Origin of the sequence: Corallococcus sp. CA041A (genome assembly GCF_003612075.1) — a bacterium.
Lineage (GTDB): Bacteria > Myxococcota > Myxococcia > Myxococcales > Myxococcaceae > Corallococcus > Corallococcus exiguus.
The window spans coordinates 1-15,313 of sequence record NZ_RAWF01000241.1 but is presented as its reverse complement, the minus strand read 5'-3'; the positions used below and the strand labels follow the sequence as shown (position 1 = coordinate 15,313).

The 15,313-nt window shown below is 70.5% G+C and carries 13 protein-coding genes; 4 read left to right on the top strand and 9 right to left on the bottom strand.

Going from position 1 to position 15,313, the window contains the following annotated elements; translation table 11 throughout:
• The coding region (locus D7V77_RS32500) for an iron-containing alcohol dehydrogenase (protein WP_233597369.1) at positions 1 to 1,131 on the top strand (1,131 nt) is incomplete at its 5' end.
• A 10-nt stretch (positions 1,132 to 1,141) separates the two neighbouring features.
• Positions 1,142 to 1,777 carry an endonuclease III gene (gene nth / locus D7V77_RS32495; protein ID WP_120580159.1) on the top strand — a complete coding sequence of 212 codons (636 nt, stop codon included), beginning with the start codon at positions 1,142 to 1,144 and terminating at the stop codon, positions 1,775 to 1,777.
• A 4-nt stretch (positions 1,778 to 1,781) separates the two neighbouring features.
• Here nth and D7V77_RS32490 read toward each other — a convergent pair whose 3' ends face one another.
• The 5 genes from D7V77_RS32490 to D7V77_RS32470 form a co-directional block, all read right to left on the bottom strand.
• Complete coding sequence (locus D7V77_RS32490; RefSeq protein WP_120580158.1) at positions 1,782 to 2,579, bottom strand: hypothetical protein; 798 nt, start codon at positions 2,577 to 2,579, stop codon at positions 1,782 to 1,784.
• A 102-nt stretch (positions 2,580 to 2,681) separates the two neighbouring features.
• Positions 2,682 to 3,032 (bottom strand): hypothetical protein, encoded by a 351-nt coding sequence (locus D7V77_RS32485; protein WP_199733927.1) that lies wholly within the window; start codon positions 3,030 to 3,032, stop codon positions 2,682 to 2,684.
• A 131-nt stretch (positions 3,033 to 3,163) separates the two neighbouring features.
• Entirely contained in the window at positions 3,164 to 4,114 is a 951-nt protein-coding gene (locus D7V77_RS32480; protein WP_120580157.1) for a DUF1152 domain-containing protein, read from the bottom strand.
• A 10-nt stretch (positions 4,115 to 4,124) separates the two neighbouring features.
• Positions 4,125 to 5,231 (bottom strand): hypothetical protein, encoded by a 1,107-nt coding sequence (locus tag D7V77_RS32475; protein WP_120580156.1) that lies wholly within the window; start codon positions 5,229 to 5,231, stop codon positions 4,125 to 4,127.
• Complete coding sequence (locus D7V77_RS32470) at positions 5,218 to 6,159, bottom strand: hypothetical protein (RefSeq protein WP_120580155.1); 942 nt, start codon at positions 6,157 to 6,159, stop codon at positions 5,218 to 5,220. The genes D7V77_RS32475 and D7V77_RS32470 overlap by 14 nt, the downstream gene beginning before the upstream one ends.
• A gap of 125 nt (positions 6,160 to 6,284) precedes the next feature.
• Between D7V77_RS32470 and D7V77_RS32465 the strand changes: the two genes are divergently transcribed.
• Both D7V77_RS32465 and D7V77_RS32460 read left to right on the top strand, forming a co-directional pair.
• Positions 6,285 to 7,949 (top strand): M14 family zinc carboxypeptidase, encoded by a 1,665-nt coding sequence (locus D7V77_RS32465; RefSeq protein WP_120580154.1) that lies wholly within the window; start codon positions 6,285 to 6,287, stop codon positions 7,947 to 7,949.
• A 126-nt stretch (positions 7,950 to 8,075) separates the two neighbouring features.
• Positions 8,076 to 10,850 carry a CHAT domain-containing protein gene (locus D7V77_RS32460; RefSeq protein WP_147452231.1) on the top strand — a complete coding sequence of 925 codons (2,775 nt, stop codon included), beginning with the start codon at positions 8,076 to 8,078 and terminating at the stop codon, positions 10,848 to 10,850.
• A gap of 12 nt (positions 10,851 to 10,862) precedes the next feature.
• Here the strand turns inward: D7V77_RS32460 and D7V77_RS32455 are convergent, their stop codons facing one another.
• From D7V77_RS32455 to D7V77_RS32440, 4 genes are all read right to left on the bottom strand, one after another.
• Positions 10,863 to 11,756 carry a hypothetical protein gene (locus tag D7V77_RS32455; protein ID WP_147452230.1) on the bottom strand — a complete coding sequence of 298 codons (894 nt, stop codon included), beginning with the start codon at positions 11,754 to 11,756 and terminating at the stop codon, positions 10,863 to 10,865.
• Entirely contained in the window at positions 11,753 to 12,565 is an 813-nt protein-coding gene (locus D7V77_RS32450; protein ID WP_120580151.1) for a cupin-like domain-containing protein, read from the bottom strand. Before D7V77_RS32450 ends, D7V77_RS32455 begins: the two co-directional genes overlap by 4 nt.
• A gap of 484 nt (positions 12,566 to 13,049) precedes the next feature.
• A complete protein-coding gene (locus tag D7V77_RS32445) occupies positions 13,050 to 13,973 on the bottom strand; it encodes a cupin-like domain-containing protein (protein ID WP_120580150.1) in 924 nt (307 codons plus the stop codon).
• Between the two features lie 59 nt (positions 13,974 to 14,032).
• On the bottom strand, positions 14,033 to 15,313 hold a 1,281-nt coding region (locus D7V77_RS32440; protein ID WP_233597368.1), incomplete at its 5' end, for a carbohydrate porin.

Below are 15,313 nucleotides of genomic sequence, written 5' to 3'. Positions count from 1 at the left end.
CGCGTCCTCTTCGGCCCGGGCCGCGTCCAGGAAGTCCCCGACCTCGTGCGCGGCCTCGGCGGCCGGAAGGTCCTGCTCGTCACCGGCACCCGCCCCGCCCGCGCCGAACCCGTCCGCGCGGGGCTCGAACGGCTGGGCATCCCTTCCGCCTCCTTCCGCGTCCCGGGCGAGCCCACCGTCGAACTCGCACGCGAAGGCACCGCCGCCGCCGTGGACGCAGGCTGTGACGCCGTGGTCGCCATCGGGGGAGGCAGCGCGCTCGACGCGGGCAAGGCCATCGCCGCGCTCGCCGCCAACGGGGGCGACCCGCTGGACTACCTGGAGGTCATCGGCCGGGGACAGGCCCTGACGAAACCGTCGCTGCCGTTCGTGGCCGTGCCGACCACGGCGGGCACCGGCTCGGAGGTGACGCGCAACGCGGTGCTGGGTTCGAAGGAGGCCGGCGTGAAGGCCAGCCTGCGCAGCCCGATGATGCTCCCCCGCGTCGCCCTGGTGGACCCGGACCTGCTGGAGCATGCGCCCGCGGACGTGCTCGCGGCCGGCGGCCTGGACGCGCTGTCACAGCTCATCGAACCGTTCCTGTCCATCCGCGCCCAGCCGCTCACGGACGCGCTCGCCCGTGAAGGCATGCAGCGTTCAGCGCGCTCCCTGCGCAAGGCGGTGCTGCACGGCCCCGGCCCGGCGGAGCGCGAAGACCTGGCCATCGCCAGCCTCTTCGGTGGCCTGTGCCTCGCCAACTCAGGCCTGGGCGCGGTGCATGGCTTCGCGGCGCCGCTGGGCGGGATGCTCGGCGCGGCCCATGGCGCGCTGTGCGCCGCGCTGCTCGGGGCCACGCTGGAGCTGAACCTGGAGGCGCTGCGCTCGCGTGCTCCGGACCACCCCGCCCTGCCCCGCTTCCGCGAGCTGGCGGTGCTGCTCACCGGCCAGTCCAACGCCCGCGCCGAGGACGGCATCCTCTGGGTGAAGGACCTGGTCCACGCCGTGCGCATCCGGGGCCTGCGCGACATGGGCCTCACCGACGCGGCCATCCCGGAACTCGTCACCAAGGCCCGCGCCGCCAGCAGCATGAAGGGCAATCCGCTCCCGCTCACGGACGCGGAGTTGACGGCGCTCGTCGAACGGTCGATGTGAGGACCCACCCATGAAACCCGCCGCCCTCGTCCCCGTGGTGCTCGAACGCCTTCGCGAGAAGTATCCCGACGCGAAGTACGAGCTGAACTGGAACACGCCCTTCGAACTGCTGGTGGCCACCATCCTGGCCGCGCAGTGCACCGACGAGCGCGTCAACCGCGTCACCGCCGAGCTGTGGAAGAAGTACGACGGCCCCCAGGCGCTCGCGGACGCGGACACCGCGGAGCTGGAAGAGGACCTCAAGCCCACCGGCTTCTTCAAGCAGAAGACCAAGACGGTGCAGGCCATGAGCCGCGCGCTGCTGGACGCCCACAAGGGCGAGGTGCCCGACCGCATGGAGGACCTGGTGGAGCTGCCCGGAGTGGCGCGCAAGACGGCCAACGTCGTGCTCAACACCGCCTTCCAGCAGGCCTCCGGCATCATCGTGGACACGCACGTGGCCCGCGTCAGCCAGCGCCTGGGCCTGACGAAGCAGGAGAAGCCGGAGGCCATCGAGACGGACCTGATGAAGCGGGTGCCCAAGGACGACTGGACCTTCTTCGGCCCCGCCGTGGTGCTGCACGGCCGCTACACCTGCGTGGCCAAGAAGCCCAAGTGCTCGGAGTGCCTCCTCAACGACGTGTGCCCCAAGCTGGGCGTGGCCTGAGCCCTCACATGTGCGCGAGCACCACCAGCGTCAGCACCCAGTCCAGACCGGCCTGGAGGAAGTAGTAGGTGGAGCCGTCCAGCGAGGTGCCGAACCCGGTGCCCAGGTGGCCCAGGGGGCCCGCGAAGAACTTCATGCCCACCTCGGCGCCCAGGTTGATGGGGGTGCGCCGCGAGGCCGAGTCATCAATGTACGGGCCCACCAGCGCCCGGGCATAGGGCGCGAACCAGTTCGTCACGAAGTGCTGGTAGCCCACGGTGGCGTTCAGCGACACCCGCTTCGGGTCCATGCTGATGTTGGCGCCCAGCGTCAGCCGCCGGGCCTTGAGCCCCATGGGCTGCACGTTCACGTCAATCGCCAGGCCCATGCCGCCGTCGAACGGGACGCGCCAGCCGAACGCGAACTCCGTCGTCGACTTGTCGATGGACAGCGCCTCGTAACGGAAGTGCGCCGCACCCGCCACGTCCCCGCGCGCGTCCTCGAGGTCCGCGAGCGCCAGCGTGGCCTCCTCCGAGTCCTCCTCATACGCCTTGCGCAGCGGAGACTCCGCGCCGTCCAGGTCGCCCCGAGACAGCCGGTCCTTGCCCTGCGACAGGCAGGCGGACGTGGAGCCCATCGCGCACGCGAGCCCCAGGGCCCGGTCCGCCTCCTCCGTCCGGTTGTCCACCTGGAGCTGCTTCGCCCAGGTCTCGCAGGCCCAGGCGCTCCCGCCGTCGCACTTCTCCTCCAACGTGGGGGCGCGCGTCGCCTCGTGCGTCGTCACGCACGCCACCGTCAGCAGGCACGGCAACAGGCACGACACGCGTAGAAGGGACTGAAGGGGACCACGGAGGGCTGGGGCCACAACCATGGTCCACATTCAAACACACCGCCGGGCCGCGGCGTGTCCGGCGCGTTGCGTCTTTCAGCGTTCTTCCAGCGGCCCTTCCCCGTCGTTGATGACGCCCGGGTTGCGGCCGATGTCCGGCCCGTCCCCGCTCCGCTCGTCGGCCTTCTGTTCCTCGGAAGTCGTGTCACCCGAGCCGCCCACGCCTTCCCGGAATCCGTCGGCGGCTTCGCGGCTGGACTCGCGGATGCTCTCCGCGGCCCGGCTGGCTCCATGTTGGACGTCCTTGGCGGCCTCGCCTACCTCCTGCCCGGCCTGTCGGGCGTTCTCGTTGACGGCCTGCTGCTGGCGCTCATTGCACCCCGCAGTGAAGCTCACCGTTCCAATCACACCCAGCACGACGAGCCCGTTGAAGTGGCGTGTCCACATGGTCGTCTCCCCGAGGGTCCCGGCCCTCTGGGGTGAAACGTAGGCACGCCCGCTTCCGGGCGGAGTCCCGCTTCCCCGCTCGGAAGGCCCCAAGGCGCCGCTTGCCTGTCAGCCCCCGGCCGCCCGGGCCGCTAGACGGGAATGTCCTCCCACGACTTCGTGGGGTGCCGGGCGCGGAAGGTCTCGATGCAGGCTGACACCTCCCAGCTCGTGGTCGTATCCCGCAGCTGGTCCAGGTACAGGCAGCGCCGGGCGACGGCGTCCAGGTCGAAGGCCCAGTACATGCTCATCAGCGGGTTGATGAACAGCTTGCTGCCCTGCGTCCGCGACGTGCGGTGCTGGTCGCCGTAGTCCCCGTCGATGGCGCCCACCACCGACAGCGACACGATGCTCGGGCGCCGGGCCATCTCCTCGGAGGAGAACATGACCGCCTCGCGGTAGCGGTCCACCTCCGGCATCCCTGGCAGCAGCGCGGTGACGCCCAGGTAGGCCCCGCGCCGGCTCAGGTCCGCGACAGCTTCCAGGTAGTGCGCGTGACAGATGCCGTGGAACGCATCCACGCCGAAGCCCAGGCAGACGATGAGCTTGTCCCGCAGCGTCAGCGAATCCACCGCCGCCAGACTGGAGATGTCCTCCTCCGGTGTGCCCAGCCCGGCCTCATCCCCGCGCATGAGGATGTCCGTGCCGCCATCCACCAGCACCACCGTGTCGAAGCCCAGCTCCTTCTGCAATGCGACCCAGGCCGCGCTCAACGGCGCGACCCCGACCTTGTCGAAGCAGTAGATGGAGACGGACTCGCCTCGCGCCTGGAACCAACGGGCGAGCACGCCTTCCGGGAAGTAGTGCGCCGGCCCCTGTGTCTCCGCGCGGACCTCCATCAGACCCGGGGCCACGACGCGTCCATCCACGCGGTCCAGGACCGTGAAGCTCAGGTTCGCCAACGACACGCGCTTGCCCATCGCGCGCAGCCGGAAATACAGCGGCAGGCCGCAGTAGATGTCGAAGCCGCCTCCCGCGCCCGCGAGGAGCACGTGATCCGCACGCTGGAGCCGTTCGAACAGCGGGGATGTGGTCAGGTCCATGGCGCGGCCCTCAGTCCGCCGTCTCTTCATCCGAAGGCGTCGGTGTCTGAGGGAATTCCTCTTCGGGCTCGTAGGCGTCGCTCTCGTCCATCCCCGTCTCATCCTCGGCGGGTTCGGCGCTGGGCGCTTCCTCTTCCGTCGTCTCCTCTTCGGGGTCGAAGGCATCGCGCGCGTCCAGCGGCGGCCATCCCTCACGGGGGGCGTGGACGTTCGCGGGCTTGTCGAACCGCAGACGGACCGGCGCCTTCTCCGGCTTCGACTCGCATCCCCGCGCATCGAGGAACACGTCCAGCGCGACCACCTCGTCCCAACGCTGGCTGTCCGAGAGGTCGACCCTTTCGGTGAAGGTCTTTGTCGCCCCGGCCGCCAGACTGTGCATGCTCAGGTTGTTTGCCAACACGGAGGCCCTGTCCTCGCTCACGTCCTCGTCCGTTCCATACCCCTGGACGCAAACCTGGGCATTGATGCGCCGCCTGCTCACGTTCTTCAGCGTGTATCGGAGTTGGTACTCGTCGCCTTCGCCTCCCTGCCACAGCTTGACGCCGGACAGCTCGATTTCTCCCGGCTCCAGTCTTCCTGGCCGTCGGGGGGCCGGCGCGTCCGCGGAGGCGGGCTCTCCCGTGGCACGCAGTCGCAACGGCTCGCTGGCCGCCTGGAAGTCGGCCCCCTCGCAGCGCCCCCCCTTGACCGTGTACAGCAGCACCGTCAGGACCGAATCCCAGTTCTCCTGCGGCAGGTAGACGTTGTCGTTGAAGACGTCGTCCGTGCCGCCCTTCACGGTGATGCTTCCCAGGTTCCGCTCGTAGGTGACGAAGCCCATCTCGTCGAGCAGCGCCAGGCAGGACTCCCCACGTCCCTGCGCCGTCCCCGGGTTGGTGAGCGTGTACGTGACGTTCACGAAGTGCGGGTTCCGCTTGAGCGTCACGCCGGAGAACTTCAGCGGCTTCGCCACCTTCGCCACCGGCTTCGTTTCCGGGCCCCCCGCCTGGGCCGTGGCCACCACGCCCGCGTCCACCGGCGCGCTCGCCTGGGGCTGTTCCTTCTTGCACCCGGACACCCCCGCGCCGCACAGGAGCAGCACGCACAGGATCCGCACCGGCCAATCACTCCGCATCATGATGAACCTCTTCGCTGCCGGCCTTCTCCGGGAGGGTGACGGGATGGCCCGGGCCGCCTGCCCCTTCCGACATCACGCAGCCATAGGGGCCCACGAAGAAGCGCAGCACCGTCGCCTCCTCCCAGTGTCTGGCGCGATGAAAGGCGACGGGGGCCGTCTGGGTCGACGAAGCCTTCGGGGCCATGTCGAACTCCCCGACCTCGACCTCTTCCAAAGCGGGTGAGCCCTCTTGCGCGTAGGCCCGCAGGCATCCCGCCCCCGAGGTCCGGTGGTCACTCACGTTCTTCACCGTGAAGGTGAGGGAGGGGCCCTCCGGAGTCCCGGCCTGGCGCAGCTGGAGGCCGGACACCTCGAAGTCCTCCGCCAGCGACGCCGGGGGTGGATCGGGCAGCGGTAGGTCCGCGGGTGCGGGGGCTCCCGTCGGGAGCATCCGGAAGGGCTCACTGGCAGGCTTGATGGGCGTGTCGGAGCAGTAGTCGTTGGCCGCCGTCGTGAAGAGCCTCAAGGAGCGGACCTGGTTCCACTTCAGGTCGTCCACGTACACCCGGTCCTCGAACGTGTCCTCCAACCCGCCCTTCACGGTGATGCTCCCCATCCCCCCGACCTCGATGGCCAGCTCATGTGCGTCGAGCAGCATCAGGCACACCTTCTCGCGCGCCTGCGCCGTGCCTGGGTTGGTGAGCGTGTAGGTCACGGTCACTCTGCCGTCTTCCGCGCGCTGGAGCCCCACGTTCGAGAAGCGCAGCGGCTTCCCCCCGTTCGCCACCGTCCCCGCGTCCACCCCCCGGGTGCCCGCGTCCACCACGGCCACGGCCGCCACGCCGGCGTCCACCGTCGCAGGCTGCTCCTTCTTGCAGCCGGCGCCAGACAGCGCCGCGGCGCCCGCCAACAACACGCCCCAGACGTGCCGCTGATCACTGCGCATCATGAGGCCCCCTCCACTGCACAATTTCGTCGGGGTTTCATATGGGACACCGCCACGGCGCGGCAAGACGGCCCCCTATCGCGCGTGCTTGACGCGGCAGGGCCGGAGCGCTCGGATGCGCGGCACCTATGCCCACTCCCAAGCTGCTCACCCGCGCGGAAGCCACCGACTACCAGGAAACGTCCCGCAGCGCCGACGTGGTCGCCTTCGTCGACGCCCTGTGTGCCCAGACGAAGCTCGCCAAGCGCGTGGACTTCGGCCAGAGCGGTGAAGGTCAGCCGCTCATGGCGCTCATCCTCAGCGACCGCAACTGCTTCACGCCGGAGCTGGCGAACAAGCAGAAGAAGATCATCGTGATGGTGGAGGCCAACATCCACGCCGGCGAGGTGGAGGGCAAGGAGACCCTCCAGGCGCTCGCGCGGGACCTCACGCTCACGTCGCTGGGCAAGAAGCTGTTGGACCGGCTGTGCCTCGTGTTCGTCCCCAACTTCAACCCGGACGGCAATGATCGCATCAGCAAGGGCAACCGCGCGTTGGATTTGAAGAACCTGGAGGGCCAGGTCAACCCGCCCGGTGGCGTGGGCATGCGCTACACGGGCGAGGGCTGGAACCTCAACCGCGACAACATGAAGCAGGAGGCGCCGGAGACGCGCGCCATGGCGAAGCTGTACCAGACGTGGTGGCCGCACCTCTTCGTGGACTGCCACACCACCGACGGCAGCATCCACGGCTTCGACCTCACCTTCGACATCCCGCACGGCAACGCGGACCTCATGCACATGTCGCGGGACTTCAACCGCGAGCTGGCCGAGCGCGTGTCCGCCGCCGTGAAGAAGAAGCACGGCTTCGACAGCTTCTGGTACGGCAACTTCCTCAAGGAAGGCGACCCGACCTCCGGCTGGCACACCTACCCCGCGCTGCCCCGCTTCGGCAGCCACTACCGGGGCCTGCTGGGCCGGCTGGACGTGCTGCTGGAGACCTACAGCTACATCGACTTCCCCCGCCGCTGCGCCGTCATCCGCGCGTGGGTGCTGGAGCTCATCCGCGACGCCGCCCGCTACGCGAAGGACTACCGCACCGCCACGTCCTTCGAGGAGGCCACCATCATCGCGCGCGGCAAGTCCCCCGACGCGAAGGAATGGGTGGGCATCAACTTCGGCGTCGCCCAGCGCGACGCGGAAGGGGCGCTGGTGTTCGACTACCCGGCCTACGTGCTGGGCAAGGACATCGCGGCCATCAACTCCTTCGACGAGGCCAGCATCCAGGCGCGCCGCTACCCGGGCAAGCGCAAGAAGGTCTACAAGACGCCGCACTACCGCACCTTCGTGCCCACGCAGTCGGTGAGCACGCCGTCCGCGTACCTGGTGCCCGCGTCGCTCGCGTCCCGGCTGGAAGGCCACGGCATCCGCTTCGAGAAGCTGGCCAAGGCGCAGCGCTTCCAGGTGGACAGCTACCGCATCGCGCGCCGCGAGCAGACCTTCAGCCCGGACGTCGCCGCCAACGTGCCGCCCCCTGGCCAGGACGAAGTCCCCTTGAGCCAGAAGCCCAAGCCGGTGCGCTTCGAGACCATCCTCACCGTGGCCCCCGAGCGCTCCGAGCGCGAGTTCCCCGCCGGCACCCTCAAGGTCCCCACCGACCAGCGCACGGGCACGCTCATCACATACCTGCTGGAGCCGCACTCGGACGACGGCTTCTGCCGCTGGCAGTTCCTGGATGACAGCCTCACGGTGGGCGAGCTGTACCCCATCCACCGCGTCGTGGAGGCCACCCGTCCCCCCCTGAAGGTGGAGTAGGCGTCACACCTCCGGACACCTCCTCGCCCCCGGGTCTGTCATGCCCGGGGGCATTGGCCGTAGACTGGGCCCCGCAGGACCCGCGGAGATGGTGCGGGGGCACGCGGGAGGCCCCGGATGGCTGGCATGCGGCAAACGCCCCGAGGCACGCGCCTTCCGGGGCGCACAGGCGTGGCGCGCGTCTGGGGACTCGTGGCCCTGGCGCTCTGCATGGCGCTGGGCTTCGTCGCCGTGCGCGCCTGGAAACAGCGAGGCGCCGGGCCGGAGACGCCCGCGCTGTGGCTCTCGGACGCGGCCCACCGTCCCCTGGAAGTACGGCTGAGCCTCCCCGCCGCGGACGTGTACCGCCCCCATGCGCCCCCGCGGGGACGAGATGTGCTGGCCCCGCCGGTGCCCCTGGGCGCGCTGTCCAGCCTGGAGGAGCGCGGCGACGCGCACGGCGTGGGCGTCAGCTACCTGCTGCATGGCGACACGGAGCAGGGGCTCGCGTACCTGAAGCGCGCGTCGCCCTCGCTGGACCGCGACAGTGACCTGGCCGCCGTCGCCATCCTGCGCGGCCACTCCGACGAAGCCCTGACCCTGCTGGACGCCACGCTGGAGGCCATGCCCGAGCACCCGCAGGCGCGATGGAACCGCGCCGTGGTGGCGCGCGAGCTGGGGTTGACGCTCCTCTCCGCCACGGCGTTCGAAGCGGTGGCCGCGAAGGGCGAGCCCGGCTGGAGCGACGAGGCGCGCGAGCAGGCGCGGACGCTGCGCGCCCGGTTCCAGGCCCGGGCGGATGCATGGAAGGCCACGCGCGAGGCCTTCCACGCCCGGCTGCGCTCGCCCCAGGCGCCCCTGCCGGTGGAGGCCGCGGCCCGCTTCCCGGGCATGGCGCGCGAGTCGTTCTACGAGCTGCTGGCCACGTCGGAGAGCTCCGCACAGGTGGAGGCCCTGCTGCCGCTCGCGGAGGTGCTGGACCACGCGGCCGGAGGGGGCACCGTGCTGGAGGACACCGTGCGGCGGCTGGCGGTGCAGGACTTCGCGCGCCGGGCGCCGCTCGCGCGGGAGTACGCGAAGCTGGTTCAAGACACGCACCCCACCCCCGCGAGCCTCATCGAACGGCTGCGCCAGGAGCCCACGGCGAAGGACCTGCTCCTGGGCGCGCTGCTGCGGACGCCGGGCGTGGCGCGCACGCACGAGGAGCTGCGCGCCCTGACGGTGGGCGAGACGGATCCCTGGATCCTCTCGCGCGTGGAGCAGGAGGGCGCGCGGCTGGACGACCTGTCGGGCCAGGGGACGCAGGCCGGGGACCGGCTGCGGGAGGCGCTGGGCGAGTGCCGCGCGAAGAAGCTGCCCCTGCGCTGCGTGGATCTGCTCATCCGGTTGAGCAGCCGCGCGACCGCGTCGAACCGGCTGGTGGAAGGCGAGGAGTCCGCGAGGGCCGCGTGGCAGGAGGCCGCCGCGCTGGGCGAATGGGAACGCGAAGGGCAGGCGCTGGTGATGCTGGCCAACGCGACGCGCTTCCAGGTGCGGGTGGCGCTCTCGCGCGCCTATCTCACCGAGTCCCTGGCCCGTCAGCCCGACAACTGCGTGGCGCGCACGCAGGCGCACCGCAACCTGGCCTCGCTGGCGCTGATGCGCTTCCGTCCGCAGGAGGCGCGGCAGGAGATGGAGGAATCGCTCGCGTGCGGCCAGACGCCCGGGCTCCAGGGCGCGTGGATCCTCGCGGACCTGGCGCGGCTGGCGCCCCGTCCAACCGACGAAGCACTCCTGATGGCGGAGCTGGCACGGGTGAGTCCGCTTCGCGAGAACGCGGGCCGGCGCGTGCTGGCCACGCTCATCCGGGGGCGCTTCGCGGTGGACCGCGACTGGCGCGAGGGCCAGCGGGTGCTGCGGCAGACCATCGCGGAGGCGGAGCCGCTCCTGCGGGTGAACGCGGATGCGCGCGACGCCCGGGCGGTGGCCTTCCAGACGCTCGCGGTGAGCGCGGGCCACGCCGGGGCCTTCCGGGAGGCCATGGACGTGGTGGCCGAAAGCCTCCAGGTGCCCGTGCCGGAGGGCTGCGTGCTGGCCGCGGCGGTGGAGGCGGAGCGCACCGTGACAGTGGTGCGCGGTCCACGCGGCCAGGTGCAGGGCCACTATGACGCATCGCGCACGGTGCCCCTGCGCGATGACCTGACGGGGTTGGTGCCCGGCGAGCTGGTGGAGTTGCTGCGCGACTGTCCCCGCGTGGCGGTGTTGGCCGCGCCGCCCCTGGACAGCCGCGCGGGCATCCTGCCGGTGGAGCTGGCCTGGAGCTACCGGGTCAGCACGGGCGCGCACGCGTCGTCCCCCGCGAAGCCGCCCCTGCACGTCGTGGTATCGGATGTGGAGCCGCCCCTGACGCTGAAGCTGGCGCGGCTGCCCTCGGCGGCGGACGTGGACCTGGCGGGCGCGCAGCGGCTCCTGCGGCTCAAGGGCGCACAGGCCACGCCCGAGCGCGTGCTGGAGGCGATGGAGCAGGCCACGGACATCGACATCCACGCGCACGGAATGGTGGACCGCGCGCTGTCGGACGCCACGGTCATCGCGCTGTCGTCGCAGCAAGACGGCCGCTACGCGCTCACAGCGGAGGAGCTGCGCCGTCGGCATCTGCACGGCGCCCCCCTGGTGGTGCTGGGCGCATGCAGCGCGGCCCGCCTCCCGCCCATCCTGCATGAGACGTCATCGCTGCCGCAGGCGTTCGTCGCCTCGGGAGCGAGGGCCGTCTTCGCCGCCACGGCGGAGATCCCCAACGACGCGGGCGCCTTCTTCCGCGCGGTGCGCGAACGCATCCAGTCCGGCGAGGAGCCCTCCCAGGCGCTGCGAGCCGAGCGCCTCGACTGGCACAAGAAGCAACCCAACATGCGCTGGGTGGACAAGGTGCTGCTGTATCAGTAGCGCCCGCGACCCTCAGTCGCGAGGAGGCAGCGGCGAAGGCTGGGGCTCCGCGTCGGCGTCCCACGTCACGTTCGGCTCCGGCAGCGCGAAGGCCTCGAATGAGACAGCGACGCCGCCCCCGGGAGCGCTGAAGCCGTACCACCAACCCACCGGCAGCAGCAGGCACTCTCCCGGCGACAGCGTCACGTCCAGGCGCAGGGGTGCGTCGTCAGGCTCCGGCGACGCCAGGGCCATCCGCCGCAACTCGAAAGCCGGAACGAGCTGGAGCCGCCGCTCCCCATGCACCTGCGCCAGCAGCACGTTGCGCCGCGCCGCGCGCAGGGGCACTTCCGCGCCGGGCGGCTCCCACCACAGACGGGGCTCGCACGCACGAGCGTCCTCCGCCGTGAAGCCCCGAAGCGGCGTCAGCCCCCGGGCCAGGCGTTCCAGCCGCGAGTCCTCGAACAGGGGCACGCAGCACGCGTGCCTCGCCTCGCGCTCGCCCAACAGCGAGGCCACGTTCCCGGGGCTCCAGGCCTCCGGCTCCAACGACGCGCGCCATTCCGTCCGTAGCACCACGGGCAGGTTGTCGAAGTAGTAGCGCTCGAAGAACGCGGCGGGCGTCAGCGCGGCATGACGGTCCACGCGCGGCGGTCCATCCGTCTGCTGGAACAGCTCCGCGTACACGTCCAGCAGCCCCTCCAGCTTCCGCTGCATGCCCACCGCGCGCAGCGCGCCCGCGACGAAGGGCTCCTCCTGCTCCACCTCCACCGCCCGCCGCGCTTGCTCCGCCGACACCCCGGCCTTCTCCAGCGACGCCACCAGCTCCTTCGCCGACGCACCGCGCACCAGGTTCTCCACCAGCCACCGCCGCCACTCGGGTGTCAGCGGCGAGGTCCCCGCCTCCACTTCACGCGAAGCTCTCATCGGTGCTCCTCCGGAGGCGTGGCGCCCAGCCAGCCCTCCCGCCAGCAGGTGTTCATCCCAGGTGTCTCTTCGAAGCTCACGAACGTCACCGACAGGCTCGGCTCCACTGCCCGCAGCGCGTGCCACCACCCCACCGGGATGAAGAGCGTGTCCCCCGGCCCCACCTCCACCGTGTGCAACGCCACCCGAGCGAAGTCCGGGAAGCGCTCCAGGTCCGGCGCCAGCACGTCCACCGCGCTGTAGAAGCCGCGCACGTTGGACATCCACGGCGTCTCCCACGACGGCGCCAGCCACACCTGCTTGCGACCCCACACCTGGCAGAACAGGACGTTGAGGTGATCATGATGCAGGTTGGACAGCGTCCCCGCCGGCCCCAGCCACAGGTGCACGCGGTCGGGCCCATGCAGGTCCGGATGGATGTATCCCTCCGGCGCACGCAGGTCCTCCAGCAGCGGCCGGAACGCGTCACGCAACAGCAGGCTGTTTCGAGCCACCAGATACATGTCGTTCGCCGGCGCACCGTCGAACCGCGTCAGCAACTCCCGCAGCGGCACGTCCCGGCGCAGGCGGTCCGCATGCAGGTCCGGCAGCTCCTGCGCATCGCGCCCCGCCATCACCTCCACCGTCTCGTCACCGAAACGCTCGGCCATCCACCCGGGCGTCCACCGCGTTCGCGCCGGCCAGTCCTCCATCAAGCCTTCAATGACAACCGGCCGGTTGCGCCGGTAGTAATCCGTGAAGAATTCCGCTGGCGCCAGCCGGGACCGCCGCTCCACGCGCGACGAGGGCAATGCCTGCCGTCGCGACACCGACCGTGTCTCCAGCAGTGATTCAAGCAATCCCAGACGTGTCGTGAATTCACGCGCCCGCTTCACCGCTGGATGTATCTCCGCGGCCCGAATCGTTTCCCAGACAACCTCTGGCGCGATTCCAGCCGTCTCCAGACGGGCCACGAGGCTCTCGGAAGACACCCCACGCGCAAGGTTCTCCGCGAGCCACGTTCTCCATACAGGGGGGAGGGAAGACGTCATCGCCAGCCCCCTTGAATCGGGCTGAACCATTTGGGTCGTTCACATCCACCCCGAGCGGACTCCATGACGCCTCCCGAGAACTCATACAAGATCGTCCCGAACCCCAATCCCCCTTGTGATCCCGCGCAGGAGGACCTCAGCCGGAAGCGGACGCCTGAAACACCATCGCCCACGCCGCCGCCGTCCACACCGCCCCTTCCTGAAACGCCGAAGGACGAAAACCTCAACGGCTGACGCAAGCCATTGAAGCGGAGGGCACACCTCAACCGAAGGTGTGCCACCGCGCGTTTCCGCCCGGCACCTCCAGCGACTGGAACGTCAGCGACACGCTCACGTCCAGCGCGAGCACCTGGTGCCACCAGCCCACGGGGATGAAGAGCATCTCCCCCGGGCCCACCACCACCTCGTGCACGTGCGCGGTGGCGAAGTCCGGGAAGCGCTCCAGGTCCGGCGCCGCCGCGTCCACCGGGCTCCACACGTGCTCGCGGTTGTACAGGCGAGGCGTCTCGAACGACGGAACCAGCCAGAAGCGCTTGCGCCCGTGGACCTGGCAGAACAGCACCGAGTCCACGTCATGGTGCAGCGCCGTGTGCGTGCCCGCGGGCCCCACCCACAGCTTGATGCTCCCGTGCTGCCGCTTCGGGTACACGAAGCCCGGGGCCGGCCGCAGGTCCTCCAGCAGCCCCCGCAGCTCCGGCCGCTCCAGCGCGAAGTTGCGCGCGGTGAGGTACAGGTCGTTGGACGGCCCGCCGTGCTCCAGCCGGCGGAGGAAGTCGCCCAGGCGCATCACCGTGCGGCACGCATCCGGTGACACGTCATGGTCCACGCGGGCTTCGCGGCCCGCCATGACCTCCACCTCCACGTCGCCGTAATCCCGCGCCAGCGCTTCCGGCCGCCAGCGCTCCAACAGCGGCCAGCCCTGCAGGAAGTCCTCCAGGACGACGGGCCGGTGCGCACGGTAGTAGCGGGCCTGGAACTCCTCCGCGGACACGCCCCGCCGCCGATCCACCGTCCTGCGGGACTGCGCATGCAGCGCCGCGCGCACGTCCAGGAGCGACACCACCTCCGAACGAGCCTCCTCTGGGGCCACCCCTCCGGCGACCAGTGCCTGGGCCAGCGCCTCCTCAGGCACGCCCCGCAGCAGGTTCTCCGACAGCCACGCATCCCACGAGGGTGACAAGGCCATGGCCCCACTCTAGGCCACCCGCGAAGCGGCACGGAAAGGGGGCCCTCTCCCCACATGCCCTACAGGGTGAGCGCCCCCTTGAGGCCCAGGACGATGATGTTGCGCGCGTCCTCGTCACCGCCGGGGCGGATGTATTGGAAGTTGGGCCGCAGCACGAGCCACGGCGTCGCATGGAGGCTGTAGTACAGCTCGCCCAGGTACTCCGTGCGAGGGATGGGCGTGCCGGGGTCCTGCGCCTGCTTTTGCCGCTGCGCGGTGACGTAGCGCCCGTTGGTGTGCGTGGCGCCCAGCGCGAAGCCCACGTCGTCATCCGCCCGGCCGAACACGCCCGTGTAGCCCAGGCCCAGCGTGTACTGGCCGTCCTGCGTGGAGGTGTCCAGGTCCGTGTGCGTCAGACGGACGAAGACGTTGAGGCCCTGCGCCTCGTTCTCCGAGCCCGCCACGTGCGTGAGCTGCTGGCGCGCGACGAAGTAGATGCCGTATCTCCCATCGCGCTCCACGCCGGCCAGCAACACATCCGGCGCGTTGGACGTGTCGTACCAGACGCCCACCTTGTAGAGCCCCTCCAGCCGGTCGCCGCGGAACTTCGGGTTCCAGCCCAGCTCCAGGGGCAGCATCACGCCCGTCGCCCCGCTGAAGCGCCCCAGATAGAAGGCCTCCTCCAGGTTGCGAGGGTTCATCTCGTACGCGGCCAGCTGCACGTACGCCACCTTCGCCAGGTCCACGCGCAGCCGCGTGGCCCACTGGCTCACCGGCCAGTTGAACCAGTAGTTGCCCACGATGTTGCCGGGCTGCGCGCCGCAGAAGGACAGGTTCTGGAAGTCGCAGGGGAAGTCCGCCGTGTCCTCGCCCACCGTCATGCGCCCCAGCTTCAGGTGCACCTGTTCGCCGAAGAAGAGCTGATCCCACCAGAGCTGCGTGAGGCGCCCCACGTTGCCGCGCCCGTACACCTCCTGCACCAGCTGGAGGTTCCCCAGCTCCATGTCCGCGTTCAGGTTGTTGCCGTTGCGGTACGTGAACGTGAACTGGAAGGTGCCGCCCTTGAGCCCGGCCAGCTTCTCCATGTCCAGGCCCAGCCCCACGTTGAGCTGGCCCGCCTGCCGCAGCGCATGGCCCTTGCCACCACGCGCGTTGAAGGCGAGCTCCGTCACGTAGCGGACCTGGAGCGCCACACCCAATTCGAAGAGAAGGCCGCGCGCCCCGCCCCAGCCACCGGTGAGGCCCGGGGGCATCTTCGTCGTCTCGGCCGCGAAGGCCGGCCCCGAGCACAGCAGGGCCCACGACAGCATCCAGGCCCCGAACGCCCGTCCCCGCATCGCGCCCTCCCCGTCTCTTATACA